The following is an 18,571-nucleotide window of genomic DNA, read 5'->3' on the forward strand; positions in this document are numbered from 1 at the left end:
CATGGGTGGACGTCGTGTTCATCCAGGCTCTGGCCGTGTATACCATGTTGTATATAACCCACCAAAAGTTGAAGATAAAGACGACGTCACAGGTGAAGACTTAATTATTCGCGCCGATGATACTGAAGAAACAGTACGTAAGCGTTTGGGTATTTACCATGAGCAAACAATGCCACTGGTTGATTATTATCAAGCAGAAGCTAAAGCGGGCAACACGCAGTATCATCGTTTAGACGGTACTCAAGCTGTTGAAGCTGTTAACCAGCAACTTGCTGAATTATTAGGTTAATAATTCAATCAATAAAAAAACCGCCGATTGGCGGTTTTTTTATTATTGTAATTTACTCATTGGGTAATAAATTACAATGCGCTTAATGCACTCAATACAGGGTCATATTTTGGTTCTGTTGATAAATCAGCGACTAACTGCTTATAAACAATTTTATGACTCGCATCTAATACAAATACGGCACGAGTAAGTAGTCCCATATCTTTAATTATCAAGCCATAATTTTGACCAAAGTCACGCCATACAGAATCAGATAATGCGGTGATTTTATCTATGTTCTCGGCTTTGCAAAAACGTTTTTGTGCAAAGGGTAAATCAGCACTGATGGTGAGCATGGCTATATTTGGAAATTGCGACGCGACCTTTTCGTTAAAATGTTTGGTTTGAATACTACAAACACCAGTATCTAGGCTTGGCACAACGCTTATTAAAATAGCCTTACCTTGATAATCCGCTAATGTGATTGGTGTAAATGAGCCATCAACCACTTTGAAATCAGGCGCTTTATCACCAAGTTTTACACCTTGCCCTAATAAAGTGATTGGTTTTGATTGTGCTGATACTTTACCAGCATCTAGCGTGTTTTCGGTCATATCGGCTGCAAAAGCCATAGAGCAAAAGGCACTTAAAGCAAAAGTGAGTGAACGAAGCATACGGTATTTCCTTTAGAGTTAACGCAATTAGCGTGAGTGTATTATAATCACTCATGTACACCAAGCGTTTAGTTTAATTTAAAATTGTAATGCACGGTTACATTGATTAACATGAAGCCGTGATACCGTTTGTACCTTACTCATAAAAATAAAAGCACATTGTTCTAGTATTTATTGCTACCAATGTAAGCGACCAGAGAGACACTATGCCAACATCGGTTCTAATTTGTGATGATTCTAAGCTTGCGCGCCGTCAGTTAGCTCGTTCGTTGCCCGATGATTGGGATATTAAAGTTGAGTTTGCTGAAGATGGCGTGCATTGTATTGAGCAAATTAAAGCGTTAAACCCTGAAATATTATTCCTTGATTTAAATATGCCGCAAATGGATGGCTACGAAGTACTGCAAGCAATTCAAGAGCAAAACTTGGATATATTAACAGTTGTTGTCTCAGGCGATATTCAGCCCAATGCGCATCAGCGGGTGATCGAACTTGGCGCGATAGACTTTATTCAAAAACCGTGTGATGCGCAAAAGCTTGCCGATATTATCGAACACCATGGCATTAAAGATAAAGCAATGCGCGAGCGACTCTCACACCGTTTAGGTGAGCAAGTTGACCCAGATGTTAGAGATATCTATCAAGAGCTTACTAACGTTGCTATGGGTCAAGCAGGGGACTTGCTTGCCCGTTTGCTGAATGTATTTGTAGAGTTGCCCATTCCGAATGTTAATATTCTTGAAGTAAACGAATTAGATATGGCACTGCGGTCAATTGACGCTAATGCGTCTACTTCTGGCGTGTGCCAAGGTTTTATTGGCGGTGGTGTTTCCGGTGAAGCGTTGTTATTACTTAATGATTCAAGCTTTAAAGAAATCGCGTCCTTGATGAATTATCAAGGGGAGCTCAATAAGAAAATTGAGCTGGAGCTATTAATGGATATTAGTAATATCTTGATTGGTGCAATTTTAACCGGTTTATCACGTCAATTAGATATGACCTTTAGTCAGGGTCACCCAGTCGTGCTAGGGCAACACTGTGATGTAGCTGATTTAGTGAAGGCGAATAAATCACGCTGGCAACGTACCTTAGCCATAGAAATTAGCTATGGTATTGAAAATCACAATATAAATTGTGATTTAATGCTGTTGTTTACTGAAGATTCACTAAAAACTTTGAAATACAAAGTTGCTTACCTACTAGAAGACTAACATTATGCCTGCTGCTGATTTTAATATGAATGAAATCCATTGGTTAATGGATATGTTTAACACCGTTGATATTGGTTTGGTGGTATTAGATAGAGATTATAAAGTGTGTATTTGGAATGGCTTTATGGAAAACCATTCAGGTATGCTACCCAGTGCAGTGAAAGATAAAGACTTGTTTGATTTGTTTCCTTCAATAGACGAAAAATGGTTTCGCAGTAAATCTGAGTCAGTGTTTATTTTGAAAAACCGCTCATTTACGATTTGGGAGCAACAGCCCTATATTTTCCGTTTTAAAAACTACCGACCAATTACCGGTAAAGCGGATCATATGTATCAAAATGCAACGTTTATTCCGCTGTCAAATACAATGGGTGAAGTTGGCCATATTTGTATCATAATCTATGACGTCACAGACGTTGCGGTTAATAAAAAAGAGCTTGAAGAAGTCAATCGTCAATTGGAGCAAATGAGTCAAACGGATGCGTTGACACAATTAGCTAATCGCGGTCATTGGGAAAACACGCTTCGCCAAGAGTTTTTGCGGATCAAACGAAGTGCTGGATGTAGTACTTTATTGATGTTTGATATCGATCACTTTAAAAAAGTGAATGATGAATACGGCCATCGCTGTGGTGATGAAGCACTTCGCAACATTGCAGATTTATTGCGTAAAACATTACGCGAAACTGATATTGCGGGGCGCTATGGTGGTGAAGAATTTGCTGTTACTTTATTGGACACGGATCGCCAAGGTGCTGAAATATTTGCAGAGCGGTTACGTAGCTTAATTGAAAATTCCTCTATCTATTTTGATGAGCAGCAAATTAAAATGACAGTTAGCATTGGCTTTGCTTGTTTTCAAGATAGTTTTGAGCGCCATGAAAAATGGATTGAAGCGGCGGATAAAGCACTGTATTTTTCAAAAGAAAATGGCAGAAACTGTGTCAGCGCCTATCAGGATTTAAACGAATCTTAATACAAAAAATGACGCTAATAGCGTCATTTCTTTACCCCCGTGCAATTTATCATTATTGTGTGGTATGGCGAGAATCGTCCGATGGACATTGCCCAAGTGGGGTCATCTCGCCAGAGCTGGATTCTTGCTCCAGTTTTACTTGAAAGCCCCACAGCCTGTATAAGTGTTTTAATACCTCGTCATGAGACTTAGCCAGCGGAATATTTTGATGTGGTACGTAGCGTAAGGTTAAAGAGCGATCACCTCTAATATCAACATCATAAACTTGGATGTTGGGTTCCCGGTTGCTGAGGTTATACTGTGCTGAGAGTGCGGTTCTTACTGCGTGGTAGCCGCTTTCATCGTGAATGGCACCGACTTGTAAGTTTGGATCTTTTTCGTGATCAATAATAGTAAAAAGCTTAAAATCACGGATCAATTTGGGTGATAGAAATTGGCTAATAAAGCTCTCATCTTTAAAGTTTTCCATCGCAAAATGTAAGGTATCCAGCCAGTTACTACCCGCATAGTCAGGAAACCATTGTTTATCTTCTTCAGTGGGATTTTCACAGATACGACGAATATCCACCATCATATTAAAGCCTAGCGCATACGGGTTAATACCAGAATAATAGTTACTATTATAAGGGGGTTGATACACCACATTGGTATGACTTTGTAAAAACTCTAACATAAACGAATCAGTAAGTTTTCCTTCATCGTATAGGTGGTTCAAAATGGTATAGTGCCAAAATGTTGCCCAACCTTCATTCATTACCTGAGTTTGTTTTTGTGGATAAAAATACTGTGAAATTTTCCGCACAATGCGGATCACTTCTCGCTGCCATGATTCAAGCAATGGCGCATTTTTTTCAATAAAGTACAAAATATTCTCTTGTGGCTCAGAGGGGAAGTGGCGCTCACGTTTTTTTGTTTCTTGCTGATTGGAAGGAATAGTACGCCATAGTTCGTTTACTTGTGATTGTAAGTAATTTTCGCGTTCTTGCTGGCGTTTTTGCTCTTCAAATAAAGAAATTTGTTGTGGGCGTTTATAACGATCAACGCCATAATTCATCAGGGCATGGCATGAATCTAACAAATTCTCGACTTCGTCAATACCATACTTTTCTTCACAACGGGCAATATAGTTTTTAGCAAACAGTAAGTAATCAATAATTGAGCTGGCATCTGTCCATGTTTTAAATAAATAATTCCCTTTAAAAAAAGAGTTATGCCCATAACATGCATGCGCCATTACTAATGCTTGCATTGGAAGGGTATTTTCTTCCATTAAATAAGCAATACAAGGATCTGAATTAATCACAATTTCATAAGCCAATCCCATTTGTCCGCGTTTGTAATTTTGCTCAGTTTGAATAAATTTTTTACCGTATGACCAATGGCTGTAACCAATTGGCATACCAACGCTGGAGTAGGCATCCATCATTTGCTCTGCGGTGATCACTTCTATTTGGTTGACGTAGGTATCGAGACGATAATGTTCAGCCACACGGGCTATTTCGTCTTGGTATTGCTGTAATAACTCAAACGTCCAATCTGGCCCATCACTCATTCGTTTATCGGTCATATAAATACCTCGTTGTGCAGCTTAGGCTGCACCTTGGTGTTGACGACTCTTTTTAAATAGCTCACGGAAAATAGGGTAAATATCTTCAACATTACGAATATGTTGAATAGCAAAATTGTCATGGGTTTGACAAATAGCTTGGTATTCGCGCCACAAACTCTGATGGGCACGCGTAGTGATCTCAATATAGGCATAATAACGCACATCTTTTAAAAGTTTATTACGCAAAATTTCACCACACTGTGGTGAGTCATCAGCCCAATTATCACCATCAGAGGCCTGTGCTGCATAAACATTCCATTCGCCTGCGTGGTAACGCTCTGAGATGATCTCATTCATTAATTTAAGCGCACTGGAGACAATTGTTCCGCCGGTTTCTTGAGAATAGAAAAACTCTTGCTCATCCACTTCTTTGGCTTGGGTGTGGTGGCGAATATACACCACTTCAATGTCTTTATAACTACGGGTTAAAAACTGATAGAGCAATATATAAAAGCGTTTCGCCATATCTTTGGTGGCCTGATCCATTGAGCCCGACACATCCATAATACAAAACATCACCGCTTTACTGGTTGGGTGTGGTTGCTTTTCGTAATTACGAAAACGCAGATCATAATTATCAATAAAAGGCACTGCGTCAATACGCTTTTGTAATGCCGCAATTTCTTGCTCAAGTAATGCAATTGCCGCGATATCAGGTTTTTCCTCTGCCATTAATATGCAAAGCTGTGCTTCAAGTTCTGCTAATTGCCGTTTTTTACCCGCGGTCATCGCTACGCGCCTGGCCACTGAACCTTGTAAAGAACGGACAATATCAATGTTGCTTGGCATGCCATCGCTGCAAAAACCAGCGCGATGAGTTTTCATTTGCACGAGTTTATCCAACTGGTTCTGTTGTAGGTTTGGCAGCTCTAAATCTTCAAACAGTAAATCTAAGTATTCATCTTTTGAAATTGAAAATACAAAATCGTCTTCGCCTTCACCAGAGTCACTTGCTTCGCCTTCACCCGCACCACCACTGCCTTGGCCACCTTGCGGGCGTTTAATTGTATCCCCAGTTGAAAACTGATCATTGCCAGGGTGAATTTGTTCTCTATTACCTCCTTTGCCTTGGTGAAAAGTCGGCTCACTGATATCCCGTTGTGGGATCGAAATACTTTCTCCACTACTGGTATCAGTGACGCTACGTTTATTTATCGCATCGGATACCGCTTCTTTTATTTGTTTTTTATAGCGCCTGATAAAACGTTGACGATTTAACGTGCTCTTATTCTTACCGTTCAGGCGACGGTCTATAAAATGCGCCATAAAGCCCCCTAAAATACTTCAGTTTGATTGTTATTGTGATTTACGCACCCGTAAATACCATTCAGATAACAAACGTACTTGTTTTTGGGTATAGCCTTTTTCTACCATGCGATTGACAAAATCCTCATGTTTTTTCTGATCTTCTGCGGATGTCTTCGCATTGAATGAAATAACCGGTAATAGCTCTTCGGTATTTGAGAACATTTTTTTCTCAATCACAGTGCGTAGTTTTTCATAGCTAGTCCACAATGGATTTTTACCATTATTGTGAGCGCGTGCCCGCAGCACGAAATTGACTATCTCGTTGCGGAAATCTTTTGGATTTGAAATGCCCGCAGGCTTTTCAATTTTTTCAAGTTCAGCATTTAAGGCTTCGCGGTTGAATAGCTGGCCGGTATCAGGGTCGCGGTATTCTTGATCTTGGATCCAAAAATCAGCGTAAGTGACATAACGGTCAAAAATGTTTTGGCCATATTCAGAATAAGATTCTAAGTAGGCGGTTTGCAATTCTTTACCGATAAACTCAACATACTGCGGAATTAAATAGCCTTTTAAGTGGCTTAAGTAGCGTTCTTCCACGTCGGCAGAGAATTGCTCGCGTTCAATTTGTTGCTCTAATACGTAGAACAAATGCACTGGGTTTGCAGCTACTTCAAGTGTGTCAAAGTTAAATACTCGCGATAAAATTTTAAATGCAAAGCGGGTCGAAAGCCCGGTCATGCCTTCATCAACACCGGCATAATCACGATACTCTTGATACGATTTAGCTTTTGGATCGGTGTCTTTTAAGCTTTCGCCGTCATAGACTCGCATTTTTGAGTAGATACTGGAGTTTTCAGGATCTTTTAACCGTGATAGCGTGGTAAATTTTGCCAATGTTTCCAGTGTGCCAGGAGCACAAGGGGCATTATATAATTCACTGTGCTCTAACAGTTTGTTGTAAATTTTCACTTCTTCTGAAGCGCGTAAACAATAAGGTACTTTTACAATGTAAACACGGTCTAAAAAGGCTTCATTATTTTTGTTGCTTTTAAAGGTCTGCCATTCTGATTCATTTGAATGGGCTAAAATCATGCCGCTGAAGGGCAGCGCACTGATCCCTTCGGTGCCGTTATAGTTACCTTCTTGGGTTGCTGTTAGTAATGGATGCAGCACTTTTATTGGCGCTTTAAACATCTCAACAAATTCCATTAAACCTTGATTTGCAAGACATAATGAACCGGAATAAGCATAGGCATCAGCATCGTTTTGAGCAAAATGCTCTAGTTTGCGAATATCAACTTTACCGACTAAAGCAGAAATATCTTGGTTGTTTTCATCGCCAGGTTCGGTTTTTGCAATAGCAATTTGATTTAATATCGAGGGGTAGCGTTTGACCACTCTAAATTGGCTAATATCGCCATTAAATTCAGATAAACGCTTAGTGGCCCAAGGTGACATTATCGTTTTTAAATAACGGGGTTTAATACCGTATTCTTTTGCCATCAGCTCAGCATCTTCATTTGGGTCAAATAGCGCCAGAGGGTGGTCATTAACCGGCGAGCCTTTAATTGAATAAATGGGCACCTGTTGCATTAAATATTTTAGCTTTTCGGCAATCGATGATTTACCACCGCCTACAGGTCCAAGTAGATAAAGCACTTGTTTACACTCTTCAAGGCCTTGTGCGGCATGTTTTAGGTAGGAAACGATTTGTTCAATCGCGTCCTCCATACCGTAAAAATCATTAAAGGCGGGGTAGCGTGCAACTACTCTGTTTGAAAATAATCGACTTAATCGTGCATCTTTGGAAGTGTCGATCATTTTTGGCTCACCAATGGCCGCTAATAATCGCTCCGGTGCGCTGGCATAAGCCGATTTATCAGTTTTACAAATCTCTAAGAACTCAGCGATACTGTACTCTTCTTCTTGTGCCGCTTCGTATCGTGCTTGGTAATGCTCAAAAATACTCATGGAACCTCCGAAAAACCTGCTTAAACTAGGTGCTTACAAATTAAAAAAGAAGCAAAGGTTATTTAAAGCTTAGTCATGAATTTAGATTTTTGTGCAATAAAATTAAAAATTTATGTTAGAAAATAAAAAAGACGCCGCAGCGTCTTTTAAATTAAGCTTGCTCAAAACGAGCAATCAATTATGCGAAGTTAGCGTTCGCGAATTCCCAGTTAACTAGTGACCAGAATGCTTTTAAGTAATCTGGACGAACGTTACGGAAATCAATGTAGTAAGCGTGTTCCCACAGATCCACAGTCAGGATTGGTGTTACACCGTCTTGAGTTAGCGGCGTTGCTGCGTTAGAAGTATTAACGATGTCTAAAGAACCATCAGCTAATTTAACTAACCAAGTCCAGCTAGAACCGAAGTTGTTAACTGCTTTGTCATCAAAAGCTGCTTGGAATGCTTCAAAAGAACCCCATTTAGCATTGATAGCATCTGCAACCGCGCCCGTTGCTACGCCACCGCCATTTGGAGATAGGCTGTTCCAGTAGAAAGTATGGTTCCAGATCTGTGCTGCATTGTTAAATACGCCACCTTCAGAAGAACATACGATTTCTTCAAGTGATTTACCTTCAAATTCAGTACCTGGGATTAAACCGTTAAGTTTAACAACGTAAGTGTTGTGGTGCTTGCCGTGGTGAAACTCTAATGTTTCTTGTGAAATATGTGGCTCAAGTGCGTTAATTGCATATGGTAGTGACGGTAGTTCAAATGCCATTTTTTATCTCCATCTTCTTTTGGTTGATAGTCCAAATAGTAATAGGTAATACCTGTTCAAATAGGGTAGCTGCCTATACCAAATGGGATTATAGTGTTACTATAATTGTTGAGTATTTTACTCAAGTTTTAGCAAACAGCAATGCCAAACAGCAGTGCAAATGCAAGACTATTTCGATTGCGGCTTTATTTGCCCACTTTAAGATACATATATGAGGCTAAATGAAAATTTTTCAAGCCTTGATATGTTCAGCTATCGTCACTTTTGAGGTTGTAGATGGAAACCATTGATAAAATTAAACAGCAGATTTCTGAAAATCCAATTATCCTTTATATGAAAGGATCGCCTAAATTACCAAATTGTGGTTTTTCTTCACAAGCATCTCAAGCATTAATGTCATGCGGTGAACCGTTTGCCTATGTTGATATTTTACTAAACCCTGATATTCGAGCTGAATTACCAGCCTATGCTAATTGGCCAACATTTCCACAATTGTGGATTGATGGCGAGTTGATCGGTGGCTGTGACATTATCATTGAAATGTTTCAACGTGGTGAATTACAACCACTGATCACTGAAACAGCAGCTAAATACAAAGCAGCTGACGCTGAATAATCCTTATCAGCAAATCAACAAAAAGCCGCTTAATTGCGGCTTTTTTGTGGTTGTTTGATAGGGCTGTGAGGCAGAATGACATGAACACTAAGGCCGCCGTGTTTACGATTATGTAAGCTAATTTGACCATGATGCGCTTCGACTATTTCACGGCACAATGCTAACCCTAAACCGCTACCTGTTGCTTTGGTTGAATAAAATGGGATCAACGCATTTGCCATCACTTGCTCGCTCATGCCTTTTCCCTGATCGCTGACGCTAATATGCGTGCCTTTACTATCTTGTGAAATAGAGACTCTAATATGCTCGTGTGCTGAGCCTGATTCGTGGGCATTTTTTAGTAAGTTGATCAGCAGTTGCTCGATTTGAGTTGGATCGGCAAAGGTCGTTACCTCTTTACTGATCTCGATCATATAGCTCCATTGGGCCTGTAATTGTCCCAGTAACATCGGCCAATCAAGTGTAATGGGTTGTGGTGTAGGCAGTTTGGCAAATTTACCATAGCCTTGGACAAACTCATTGAGGTGCTTAATACGTTCAGAAATGGTGGCAAAAACCCGCCTAAGCCTTGGCTCATCTATTTTTTCACTGAGTAACTGGCCGCTGTGCAGCATTGATGACATGGGACCGAGTGAGTTATTAAGTTCGTGACTGATGATCCGAATGACCTTTTTCCACACCTCGACCTCTTGACGGCTAAGCTCGCGGGTGAGTTGTTTAAAGACATATAAGTAATGATATTGATTGTTAAGTAATAACTTACCTGTTGATAAATGCCACGCTTGAGATTCTTGCTGTTCAGTATCTAGCGTAAATAAACCATCACTATCACGTGTTAAAGCATTGTTTAACTGCGGATGAGCATTTTCAAGCAGGTGTGTAAATTGACTTCCTTCAAGGGGAGTTTTAGCATTAAAAAGATCCCGTGCACTGTAGTTACTGTAAACAATAAAGCCTTTATCATTTCTTAATAGCACCGCTTGTGGTGAGCTTTGTAGCACTTTATCAAGCATCAATTCACGCTGATAAATCCACTGTCTCTCTTGGCGTAATTGCTTTGCCGTTTGATTATACAATTGACATAACTTACCTAATTCATCATTGCTGTTATAGGCAAGCAGGGTGGCTAATTCACCATCTTTAAAATTAAGTAAGCCGGTTTCAAGTGACTTTATACCTTGTACTAAAGTGTGGCTGAGCCGAAAAGATAAATAACTGGCAAGCAGTACTGTGATCAAAGTTGTTGTTATTAGTAATGGCCAGTTTAATTGCGTCAACCAACAGATGATCCAAACCGGAATAAGTGCAGAGACGTTACATAGCAACATTATTTTCTCGGTGATGGGCAATGCGAGTTTATTACTTTGCATCAATAATCAATCTCAAATTTTTGTAAACGTCGATACAGTGCCTGACGGCTTAAGCCAAACTGACGGGCCACTTTAGCAATAACGCCTTGTTGGTCACGCATGGCATTTTCTAGCGCTAGTTTAGTGGGTTCTTGTTTCGTTGGCTGAGCGTGGCTGGTTAGCGATTGCAGGGCAAAATCATCAAGGGTAATGTCGCCATGGGGCTTGAGTACCGCAGCACGTTTACAGGCGTTTTCTAGCTCTCGAACATTGCCTGGCCAACTGTACGCCAGTAACCCTTGCTCTGTTGCAAGTGTCAGTTCGCGATCAACTAAAAAGTGCTTAGCAAGTGCTAAAATGTCATCAGGCCTTTGCGCTAAACTTGGCAGGTTGAGCTCAATCACGTTGAGGCGATAATATAAGTCTTCTCTAAATCGACCTGCATGAATGGCCGCTTTTAAATCTTCATTGGTAGCTGAAATAACCCGTACATTTACTTTTTGTGTTTTTGTTGATCCGAGTCGTTCAAACTCACCCGTCTGCAGCACGCGCAATAATTTCATTTGCCCAGATAAGGGTAGGTTACCAATTTCATCTAAAAACAGCGTACCGCCATCAGCGGCTTCAAAGCGGCCAATTCGTTGTTTGGTAATACCAGTATAGGCACCTGCTTCAGCGCCAAATAACTCAGCTTCAATTAGGTCATGGGGCAGAGCCCCCGCATTGACTGTTATAAATGCTTTGCTATGTAAATGCGAGTTGGCTTGAATAATACGCGCAATGCGTTCTTTACCACTGCCGTTGGCACCCGTTATAAGCACAGACACATCCGATTTAGCCACTTGTATTGCCAAATTGAGAATTTTTTCCATGGCGGTACTTTGATAAACTAAACCAACTAAGTTGGCATCGGCTAAACTTGCTGTTCGCTCTTGCTGGTGGCGCTCATAAGTGGCGTTTTGTTGTTTTGTTTGGCCAAGTTCGATTAGGTTATTTACGCAGGTCAGCAATTTACTATCGTCCCAAGGCTTGGGTAAATAATCGGCGGCCCCCGCTTTCACCAGTTCAATAGCGGTTGCAAGCTCTGTCCACGCGGTGATCAAAATAATTGGCAAGTGTGGGTTGAGCTCTCTTAATTGGTAGAACAGCGCTTTGCCTTCCTCACCTGAGGTCGTGTCATTACTAAAATTCATATCTTGAATAACCAGCGCGATACGTTGGTATTGCACTATTTGTAACGCTTCACGCTGTGTTTTTGCAGTGACAACGTGGTAGTCATGAATTTCTAACAGTAATGACAAGGCTTCTAATATGGCAGGGTTGTCATCGACAATAAGTATTTTTTCCATGTGAATTTAATCGCTGTTTATTTTTATGTAGATAAAGGTTTGTGAAAATGCTACACCGAGTAAATCAAGTGTAGCATAGGTTGGGAGCTGCTTTATATTGTTCTAGTGGCGATACTCGGTGATATGTTGGCGGCACGTTTTGCAGGGCCAAACACGGCAAGTAAGCTCATCACAAACACCATAATGGCGGTGCCGGCAATATAGCTCGGTGGCAGTGTGGCAATTGAAAAGTGCTGCATTAATAATTGACCAAGTAACAGCGCAGCAATAATGCCAATGAGTAACCCCATACAGCAGATCATCGCATTTTCAACCAAAAAGTAGTTAATGATGGCTGACTTTCTTGCCCCTAATGCACGGCGAGTACCTATTTGTTTGGTGCGTTTGCTGATATTAAATAAGGTTAAACCAAAGATCCCCAGAGCAGTTACCAGTACCAGTATCGTGATGAGCACAATCAACATGCGCATCATCAGTTTGTCTGCTGCAACATATTCGTCTTTAAGTTGATCTAAGCCTTTGATGTTGTTGATCACGCGTTTACTGTAATTATTTAGCATCGCGGTTTCGATTTGCTTCATTACAGCTGCACGTTGACCGGGCTTAGTTCTTACTGCAAATTGTGCGTAAGTTTTGCCTTGAATATAAGGGATCAGCGCCACATTATTTGGGTGACTATCTTTAAGCCAAGGGCTTTTCATAGGTGCTGTTATACCGATAATCGTTAAAGGCAAATCGCCAAAGTAAATTGTTTTGCCTAGGCCATCACCTTCAGGAAAAAGTTCATCGAGTAACGCTTGCGTGACGACAGTCACATTGGTGGTTCGCTCCGTTGGTAAATTGGTGATTGTTACTTCATCCTCGCTAAAGTTGCGCCCTGCAATTAGTTTCACGCCATAAGTGTCTAAACCATGCTCATCAATGAAAATATAAGAACTACGGATACTTTTACTTTCTTGAGGAGCCGGTTTTAAATTAAAGCTTGATGCGCTACCACTGCCGGATAACGGAATACTGCTGCTTTGTGCTGCATTTACAACCCCAGGTAGGGCTCTTAACATCGCTTCGTCTAATTCAAACTGTTGGCTGGCATCAATATCTTTACCAAAGGTCATCACATTAAATTTGAATAAGTCTTGCTCAGGGTAACCCGTTTCTTGATTTAAAAAAGCGATTCTATCTTGGATAATAAATGCCGCATTACTAACAATCGCCGTAGTGATGGCAATTTGAATTAATAATAATACAGCCCCGACTTTTGAGCGGCAAAGAGCATGAAATATAGGTTTGATTTCTAACATAATAAGGCTCCTTATTGGCTCTTGAGGTAAATTGCAGGATTGGTTTTACAGACTAACCAAGCAGGATACAGTCCGGCTACGATGCAGGTTGTAATAGCGATAACAGGTGCACTGAGTAACATGGTGATATCCATGGTGGCGATTGATGAATAGTAATCATAGCTTTGACGAACACTCCACAGACCTAATTGCGCAAGTACGATACCAACTAAACCGCCAAAACATCCAAGCATAGCCACTTCAACAAGGTGTTGTAAAAACACTTGTCGTTTACTGGCCCCTAGTGCTCGGCGCACACCCACCTCCGGTGCCCGACGTAAAAACTTCGCTAGCAATAAACCAAGGATATTAGCTAAGCACACAGCTAAAAACATAAAGCTTAAGCCGACCAATATTTTGTTGTCTTCACTAACGACATTGTTGTATTGCATCCATTGATTAACATCACGAAGGCTATACTCGGGTTTTTCTCGCGTAAAGCGGCCACGCTTTTTTTGTTCTGCAATGTAAGAATTAAGGTAATTGCTGTAGTTTGCTTTTTGCTCAGCGTTATCAAGTTGCGCCCAAAATTGGATCCAAACTATTTCCGATTGCATTCTATCGGCGTAGCTGTTGATATTTTCATGTTTCCAACCGTTACTGTTGCCCCAACTAGTGAGCTTTTTGGTTTTGACTAAACTAAACGGTAAAAATAAATCTTCAGGTTCATTAAATGCACCATTATTTAAATCATAATACTTAAGGTTGAGAGGCCAGTCAGCAATGACACCGACAACTTGGTAGCTATCGTCATCCAAATAGACTAGTTTGCCAATGGAGTTTTCACCAGCAAACAACTTATCGTTCAGCTCTTTTGAAATCACCACAACAGGGGCAGCAGATTGCTCTTGTTGCTCACTCCAAACACTGCCATAAATAAATGACACATCAAACATATTAAAGAAATCTGGTGTGGTCATGCGTGCTTCACCAGTAAACGGCTTTACTTTGTCTGAGTCTAAATAAACTGAAAAACCAGTGCGCATCATGGCCACCTTTTTTTCAGGAACAGCTGCATTTTGTAAATTGACTGCATCTTGATAAGTCAGCTGCATAGGCAGGTTATCATCGGTCCACCACGTATGTCCTTCATCCATTGTTTGTAATTGCACAGCATAAAGTTGACTGCTTTTTTCGGGAATAGGGTCCGCCGACATCATGTGATAAACGCTTAAACTGGTCATGGTCACCCCAATGCCAATAGCAATGGCTAGCACCATTAACATGCTTACCAGTGGTGTGCGCTTAAAGCTACGCCAACTTAAATCGAGGTAATGTAATAGCATGGCTTAGGCTCCTGCGACATTTTTAAGATTTTGCGCGCCTTGATAAAGGGTAAAGTCGGCGAGTTGACCATCAACCACTTGAATGTTGCGCGGTGCTCTGCGAGCAAGTTCTGGATCATGAGTCACCATAATGATAGTCGCGCCGTCACGATTAATTTGCTCAAGTAACTCCATCACTTGGCGTGCCATTAAACTATCAAGGTTACCCGTTGGCTCATCCGCTAATAAAAAGCGTGGCTCACCGGCAAGGGCGCGAGCTATTGCTACCCGTTGTTGTTGCCCACCCGATAATTGCTGCGGCAAATGCTTAGCGCGAGAGGCGAGGCCGACTTGTTCTAAGCATTGCTCAATACGACGTTTACGCTCGCTTGTTTTAATACCACGGTAGCGCAGTGGTACTTCAATGTTCTCATATAAATTTAAATCAGGAATAAGATTAAAACCTTGGAAAATAAAACCAATTTTTTGATTACGAACATCAGCGCGTTGATTGTCGTTAAGCTTACCCACATCAATGCCATCGAGCAGGTATTCACCACTGCTAAAAGGTTCTAACATACCTGCGATGTTTAAAAAGGTCGTTTTCCCCGAGCCACTTGGGCCTGTCACAGCGATAAATTCGCCTTCTTCTACGTGTAAATTAAAGTCGCGTAGTGCATGGGTTTGCACCATTTCTGTTTGATACAGTTTGCTGATATTGTTCATTTTAAGCATGAGTTGATCCTTGTAATATGTTTGTTCTTATCTCAGTAATAATGTTGGCGCTTGTTTAAAGTTATCGTAACTGGAAATGATCAGTTGATCGCCAGGGCTTACGCCTTGTATTAGTTCTATTGCATTGATACTGCTTGCGCCGGTTGTAATATTTACCAGCTGCGCGGTGTCGCCGATGACTTTATAAACCTGTGTACCACCTTGCTGCATAAACGCGCCGCGTTTGATTTGTAAAACGTCATCACGGTTTTCTAATAAAATGCGCGCTGTTAAGCGCTGGTTTTGGCGAATGCCTTTTAGCTCTTCGTCAAAGCGTACGCGGGTCGTTACTTCACGGTTATTTACTTCAGGGGAAATTGCCGATAACACACCGGTCACTTGTTTGGCCCCTAAGGTTAACTCTACTTCCATCCCTAAACCGAGTTCGTTGGCATAACTTTCCGGTACTTGCAGTTGTGCTTCAAAATTACTTAAATCGACCAGCGTCATTAACGGCTGGCTTTGGGTAACGGCTGCTTTTTGTTGCACCAGTAAGTTACCAACAATACCATTGACACTGGCTTTAATTGTCAGGTTACTCACTTGGCGATTTAACTCATCAACAATCAATTGTTGGCGAGCAAGATCACGCTCCGCTGCTTTAAGCTCAAATGCCAGCGTATCTTTCGCCAGTTCAACTTCTTGCTGAGCGTGTTTATAAGAAAGCTTGGCACGAGCAAGATCATCAACTGCTTTTTCTAAATCAATTTGGCTGATCAAGTTTTTTTCGATAGAAAGCTTAGCACGGCGATTTTCCCTGTCTGCTGCATTGAGTTCTACTTGGGCGAGATCAAGCGTTTTGGTTAAGCTGAGTTTTTGGCGACGCGCTTCTAAATGCTTACGTTGTAACTCGCCATCAAGACGGGCTAATACAGATTGGTGTTGTTTTAACTCATTGGTTAATTCTGGGCTGTCGACTAATGCGATAATGTCATCTTTATTAACTTTATCGCCGGCTTTAACTTGTAGATCCACATAGCCACGTTCAGGGCTATACACCTTGGGAGCGTTTGCAGCGACAATTTTACCGCTGGCAGCTACATCCCGTACTAAACGACTCATATTAACGGTCGCGATGTGTAATGAAGCCCGATCAACAGAAATACTGCCTTGGTTACTGCCCATAAACGCTTGTGCACATAAAGCAAGTACGGCCAGTGATAGCGCCAGTGCTATTAATGGTTTTTTGTAACTAGGTTTTTGCTTAACACTTACATCTTGTCCGCTGGTGTCTTTTATCATGAGTGATCCTTAGCTATGTCTATTTTCGCAGTAAGTGATCATCAAGCTCACTGCAAGCACAGTGATTGGTGAAACTAAAAATAAACTGAGAATAAACATAAGTTGTGTCCTGTAATTATCTTTTCATGTTTATTCGAATATCATGCCAATAATTAATGTCTTTACTTTCAATGAATTAATGTTTTTTATGAAAAATGAATGTGTCCGTGGACAGAATAAGTGTCCGCAGTGGACAGTTATTTTTTAAAACAGCTTTCCGTCTAGGGAAAGGGATCCACTGTTAAAATAAAATTGGAGCGCGTAATTTATGCAATTATGTTCATTTTTATTGATAGTTATGCATGAGTTTGCTAATTCTCAGGGGCGATTGAAATAAGTTTGTTTGAAGTTATTACTCTAAGCCGATTGGGGATAGCGATTTATGCATACGTAAAAAGGTAATAAATAACAATAAAGATAAAATGCATACAATATAAACAGTGAATAAATATTCACTTTTTTGGTGGTTTACGTTGACGTAAACTGTAAGTTGGTGGTGTGGTGTTTTTTACAACTTGTTAAATATGACACCAGTGTCATAAAAAAATAACGGGTGAATTATCGCTAAATGTTAAAAATAGACATGAAATAAAAAGATTGTGTTGTAGTGAGAAATATTCAAGAATGTGAATATGTATTCAAAGTGCTATTGACTCAATGTGCAATTGGCGATAGTTTTGACTGTCTGCTAGCAAACCGTCGAGAAGGTCATTCATAGCTAGCTGTTGTAGCAAGGGGAGGGGTCTATGTTATACGACTCAAAATTAGAAAAAGATAATTGTGGCTTTGGCTTAATTGCCCAGGTTAATGGTCAAGCAAGTCATCGCTTAATTCGTACAGCGATCACCGGCTTAGACCGTATGGAACACCGTGGTGGTATTTCTGCCGACGGCAAAACAGGCGATGGCTGTGGCTTATTATTACAAAAGCCAGATAGCTTTTTTCGTGCGATTGCCGCTGAACAAAATTGGCACTTGGGTAAAAATTATGCTGTTGGCATGATTTTCCTAAATTCAGATCCAGTACTTGCGCAAGCTGCAAAAGATATATTGAGTGAAGAACTCGAAAAAGAAACCCTCAATATTCAAGGTTGGCGTGTAGTACCAACAGATGAATCATGTTTAGGGCCGATTGCAATAAAGCAGTTACCTAAATTTGAACAGATCTTTGTTAATGCACCAGAGGGCTGGCGTCCTAAAGATTTAGAACGTCGTTTATATGTTGCTCGTCGTCGTGCTGAAAAGCGTTTAAGCGAAGATGAAGGCTTTTATATTGCCAGCTTGTCAGGGTTAGTAACTATCTACAAAGGCTTAATGATGCCGGTGGATTTGCCTAACTTCTATTTAGATTTAGCTGATATTCGCATGACTAGTGCGATTTGTGTGTTCCACCAACGTTTTTCGACTAATACGCAACCACGCTGGCCTTTGGCTCAGCCGTTTCGTTATTTAGCGCATAATGGTGAGATCAACACTATACAAGGTAATCGTCAGTGGGCACGTGCTCGTTCATATAAGTTTGCATCGCCGCTTATTCCAGATTTGCAAAGTGCAGCGCCATTTGTCAATGAAACCGGCTCGGATTCATCAAGCCTAGATAATATGCTTGAACTGTTTTTAGCTGGTGGCATGGATTTATTCCGTGCTATGCGAATGCTAGTGCCACCCGCATGGCAGAAAAACCGTGCGATGGATGATGACTTACGGGCATTTTACGACTTTAACTCAATGCACATGGAACCATGGGATGGCCCTGCGGGTATCGTGATGTCGGATGGGCGCTTTGCCGCGTGTAACTTAGATCGTAATGGTCTGCGTCCGGCACGTTATGTGATCACTCAAGATGGCTTTATTACACTGGCCTCAGAGGTTGGTATTTGGG

At 40.9% G+C, this 18,571-nt stretch carries 15 protein-coding genes and 1 pseudogene; 5 read left to right on the top strand and 11 right to left on the bottom strand.

Going from position 1 to position 18,571, the window contains the following annotated elements; translation table 11 throughout:
- Positions 1-289: nucleoside monophosphate kinase (locus ENH88_RS14290; protein WP_304183149.1), on the top strand; the 289-nt coding region annotated here is incomplete at its 5' end.
- Between the two features lie 71 nt (positions 290-360).
- Here the strand turns inward: ENH88_RS14290 and tpx are convergent.
- Complete coding sequence (tpx, locus tag ENH88_RS14295) at positions 361-942, bottom strand: thiol peroxidase (protein ID WP_304183162.1); 582 nt, start codon at positions 940-942, stop codon at positions 361-363.
- Between the two features lie 206 nt (positions 943-1,148).
- Between tpx and ENH88_RS14300 the strand changes: the two genes are divergently transcribed.
- Together ENH88_RS14300 and ENH88_RS14305 are read left to right on the top strand one after the other, a co-directional pair.
- On the top strand, positions 1,149-2,153 hold the full coding sequence (locus tag ENH88_RS14300; RefSeq protein ID WP_304183165.1) for a response regulator: 1,005 nt from the start codon (positions 1,149-1,151) through the stop codon (positions 2,151-2,153).
- A gap of 4 nt (positions 2,154-2,157) precedes the next feature.
- Positions 2,158-3,129 (top strand): sensor domain-containing diguanylate cyclase, encoded by a 972-nt coding sequence (locus tag ENH88_RS14305; RefSeq protein ID WP_304183167.1) that lies wholly within the window; start codon positions 2,158-2,160, stop codon positions 3,127-3,129.
- 52 nt (positions 3,130-3,181) lie between these two features.
- Here the strand turns inward: ENH88_RS14305 and ENH88_RS14310 are convergent, their stop codons facing one another.
- The 4 genes from ENH88_RS14310 to ENH88_RS14325 all read right to left on the bottom strand — a co-directional run bounded on the left by ENH88_RS14310 (position 3,182) and on the right by ENH88_RS14325 (position 8,717).
- Positions 3,182-4,696: a SpoVR family protein gene (locus ENH88_RS14310; RefSeq protein ID WP_304183169.1), complete on the bottom strand. Its 1,515-nt coding sequence runs from the start codon at positions 4,694-4,696 to the stop codon at positions 3,182-3,184.
- A 21-nt stretch (positions 4,697-4,717) separates the two neighbouring features.
- Positions 4,718-6,004 carry a YeaH/YhbH family protein gene (locus tag ENH88_RS14315; RefSeq protein WP_304183171.1) on the bottom strand — a complete coding sequence of 429 codons (1,287 nt, stop codon included), beginning with the start codon at positions 6,002-6,004 and terminating at the stop codon, positions 4,718-4,720.
- A gap of 30 nt (positions 6,005-6,034) precedes the next feature.
- On the bottom strand, positions 6,035-7,957 hold the full coding sequence (locus ENH88_RS14320; RefSeq protein WP_304183174.1) for a PrkA family serine protein kinase: 1,923 nt from the start codon (positions 7,955-7,957) through the stop codon (positions 6,035-6,037).
- Between the two features lie 178 nt (positions 7,958-8,135).
- Positions 8,136-8,717, bottom strand: a complete 582-nt coding sequence (locus ENH88_RS14325; protein WP_304183177.1) for a superoxide dismutase — start codon at positions 8,715-8,717, stop codon at positions 8,136-8,138.
- Positions 8,718-8,993: 276 nt separating this feature from the next.
- Here ENH88_RS14325 and ENH88_RS14330 point away from each other — a divergent pair, with 276 nt between their 5' ends.
- Complete coding sequence (locus ENH88_RS14330) at positions 8,994-9,332, top strand: Grx4 family monothiol glutaredoxin (RefSeq protein ID WP_304183178.1); 339 nt, start codon at positions 8,994-8,996, stop codon at positions 9,330-9,332.
- Between the two features lie 29 nt (positions 9,333-9,361).
- Here ENH88_RS14330 and ENH88_RS14335 read toward each other — a convergent pair whose 3' ends face one another.
- The 6 genes from ENH88_RS14335 to ENH88_RS14360 form a co-directional block, all read right to left on the bottom strand.
- Positions 9,362-10,702: a sensor histidine kinase gene (locus ENH88_RS14335; RefSeq protein ID WP_304183179.1), complete on the bottom strand. Its 1,341-nt coding sequence runs from the start codon at positions 10,700-10,702 to the stop codon at positions 9,362-9,364.
- A complete protein-coding gene (locus ENH88_RS14340; protein ID WP_304183181.1) occupies positions 10,702-12,030 on the bottom strand; it encodes a sigma-54-dependent transcriptional regulator in 1,329 nt (442 codons plus the stop codon). The genes ENH88_RS14335 and ENH88_RS14340 overlap by 1 nt, the downstream gene beginning before the upstream one ends.
- Before the next feature lie 92 nt (positions 12,031-12,122).
- On the bottom strand, positions 12,123-13,331 hold the full coding sequence (locus ENH88_RS14345) for an ABC transporter permease (RefSeq protein ID WP_304183182.1): 1,209 nt from the start codon (positions 13,329-13,331) through the stop codon (positions 12,123-12,125).
- A gap of 11 nt (positions 13,332-13,342) precedes the next feature.
- A complete protein-coding gene (locus ENH88_RS14350) occupies positions 13,343-14,656 on the bottom strand; it encodes an ABC transporter permease (RefSeq protein WP_304183183.1) in 1,314 nt (437 codons plus the stop codon).
- A gap of 3 nt (positions 14,657-14,659) precedes the next feature.
- On the bottom strand, positions 14,660-15,370 hold the full coding sequence (locus ENH88_RS14355) for an ABC transporter ATP-binding protein (RefSeq protein ID WP_304183184.1): 711 nt from the start codon (positions 15,368-15,370) through the stop codon (positions 14,660-14,662).
- Positions 15,371-15,397: 27 nt separating this feature from the next.
- Positions 15,398-16,651 carry an efflux RND transporter periplasmic adaptor subunit gene (locus tag ENH88_RS14360; protein ID WP_304183187.1) on the bottom strand — a complete coding sequence of 418 codons (1,254 nt, stop codon included), beginning with the start codon at positions 16,649-16,651 and terminating at the stop codon, positions 15,398-15,400.
- Between the two features lie 785 nt (positions 16,652-17,436).
- On the opposite strand from ENH88_RS14360, the pseudogene gltB reads away from it, so the two are divergent.
- Positions 17,437-18,571: pseudogene (gene gltB / locus ENH88_RS14365) on the top strand (glutamate synthase large subunit); the annotation flags it as partial.

The organism is Pseudoalteromonas prydzensis, assembly GCF_011050055.1.
Classification (GTDB): Bacteria; Pseudomonadota; Gammaproteobacteria; order Enterobacterales; family Alteromonadaceae; genus Pseudoalteromonas; species Pseudoalteromonas prydzensis_A.

Bases quoted from the DNA above. Each gene is read 5' to 3' on its own strand.
- ENH88_RS14325 (WP_304183177.1), bottom strand. From the start codon at position 8,717: ATGGCATTTGAACTACCGTCACTACCATATGCAATTAACGCACTTGAG.
- ENH88_RS14345 (WP_304183182.1), bottom strand. From the start codon at position 13,331: ATGTTAGAAATCAAACCTATATTTCATGCTCTTTGCCGCTCAAAAGTC.
- ENH88_RS14335 (WP_304183179.1), bottom strand. From the start codon at position 10,702: ATGCAAAGTAATAAACTCGCATTGCCCATCACCGAGAAAATAATGTTG.
- ENH88_RS14310 (WP_304183169.1), bottom strand. From the start codon at position 4,696: ATGACCGATAAACGAATGAGTGATGGGCCAGATTGGACGTTTGAGTTA.
- ENH88_RS14340 (WP_304183181.1), bottom strand. From the start codon at position 12,030: ATGGAAAAAATACTTATTGTCGATGACAACCCTGCCATATTAGAAGCC.
- ENH88_RS14360 (WP_304183187.1), bottom strand. From the start codon at position 16,651: ATGATAAAAGACACCAGCGGACAAGATGTAAGTGTTAAGCAAAAACCT.
- ENH88_RS14300 (WP_304183165.1), top strand. From the start codon at position 1,149: ATGCCAACATCGGTTCTAATTTGTGATGATTCTAAGCTTGCGCGCCGT.
- ENH88_RS14350 (WP_304183183.1), bottom strand. From the start codon at position 14,656: ATGCTATTACATTACCTCGATTTAAGTTGGCGTAGCTTTAAGCGCACA.
- ENH88_RS14355 (WP_304183184.1), bottom strand. From the start codon at position 15,370: ATGCTTAAAATGAACAATATCAGCAAACTGTATCAAACAGAAATGGTG.
- ENH88_RS14320 (WP_304183174.1), bottom strand. From the start codon at position 7,957: ATGAGTATTTTTGAGCATTACCAAGCACGATACGAAGCGGCACAAGAA.
- ENH88_RS14330 (WP_304183178.1), top strand. From the start codon at position 8,994: ATGGAAACCATTGATAAAATTAAACAGCAGATTTCTGAAAATCCAATT.
- ENH88_RS14305 (WP_304183167.1), top strand. From the start codon at position 2,158: ATGCCTGCTGCTGATTTTAATATGAATGAAATCCATTGGTTAATGGAT.
- tpx (WP_304183162.1), bottom strand. From the start codon at position 942: ATGCTTCGTTCACTCACTTTTGCTTTAAGTGCCTTTTGCTCTATGGCT.
- ENH88_RS14315 (WP_304183171.1), bottom strand. From the start codon at position 6,004: ATGGCGCATTTTATAGACCGTCGCCTGAACGGTAAGAATAAGAGCACG.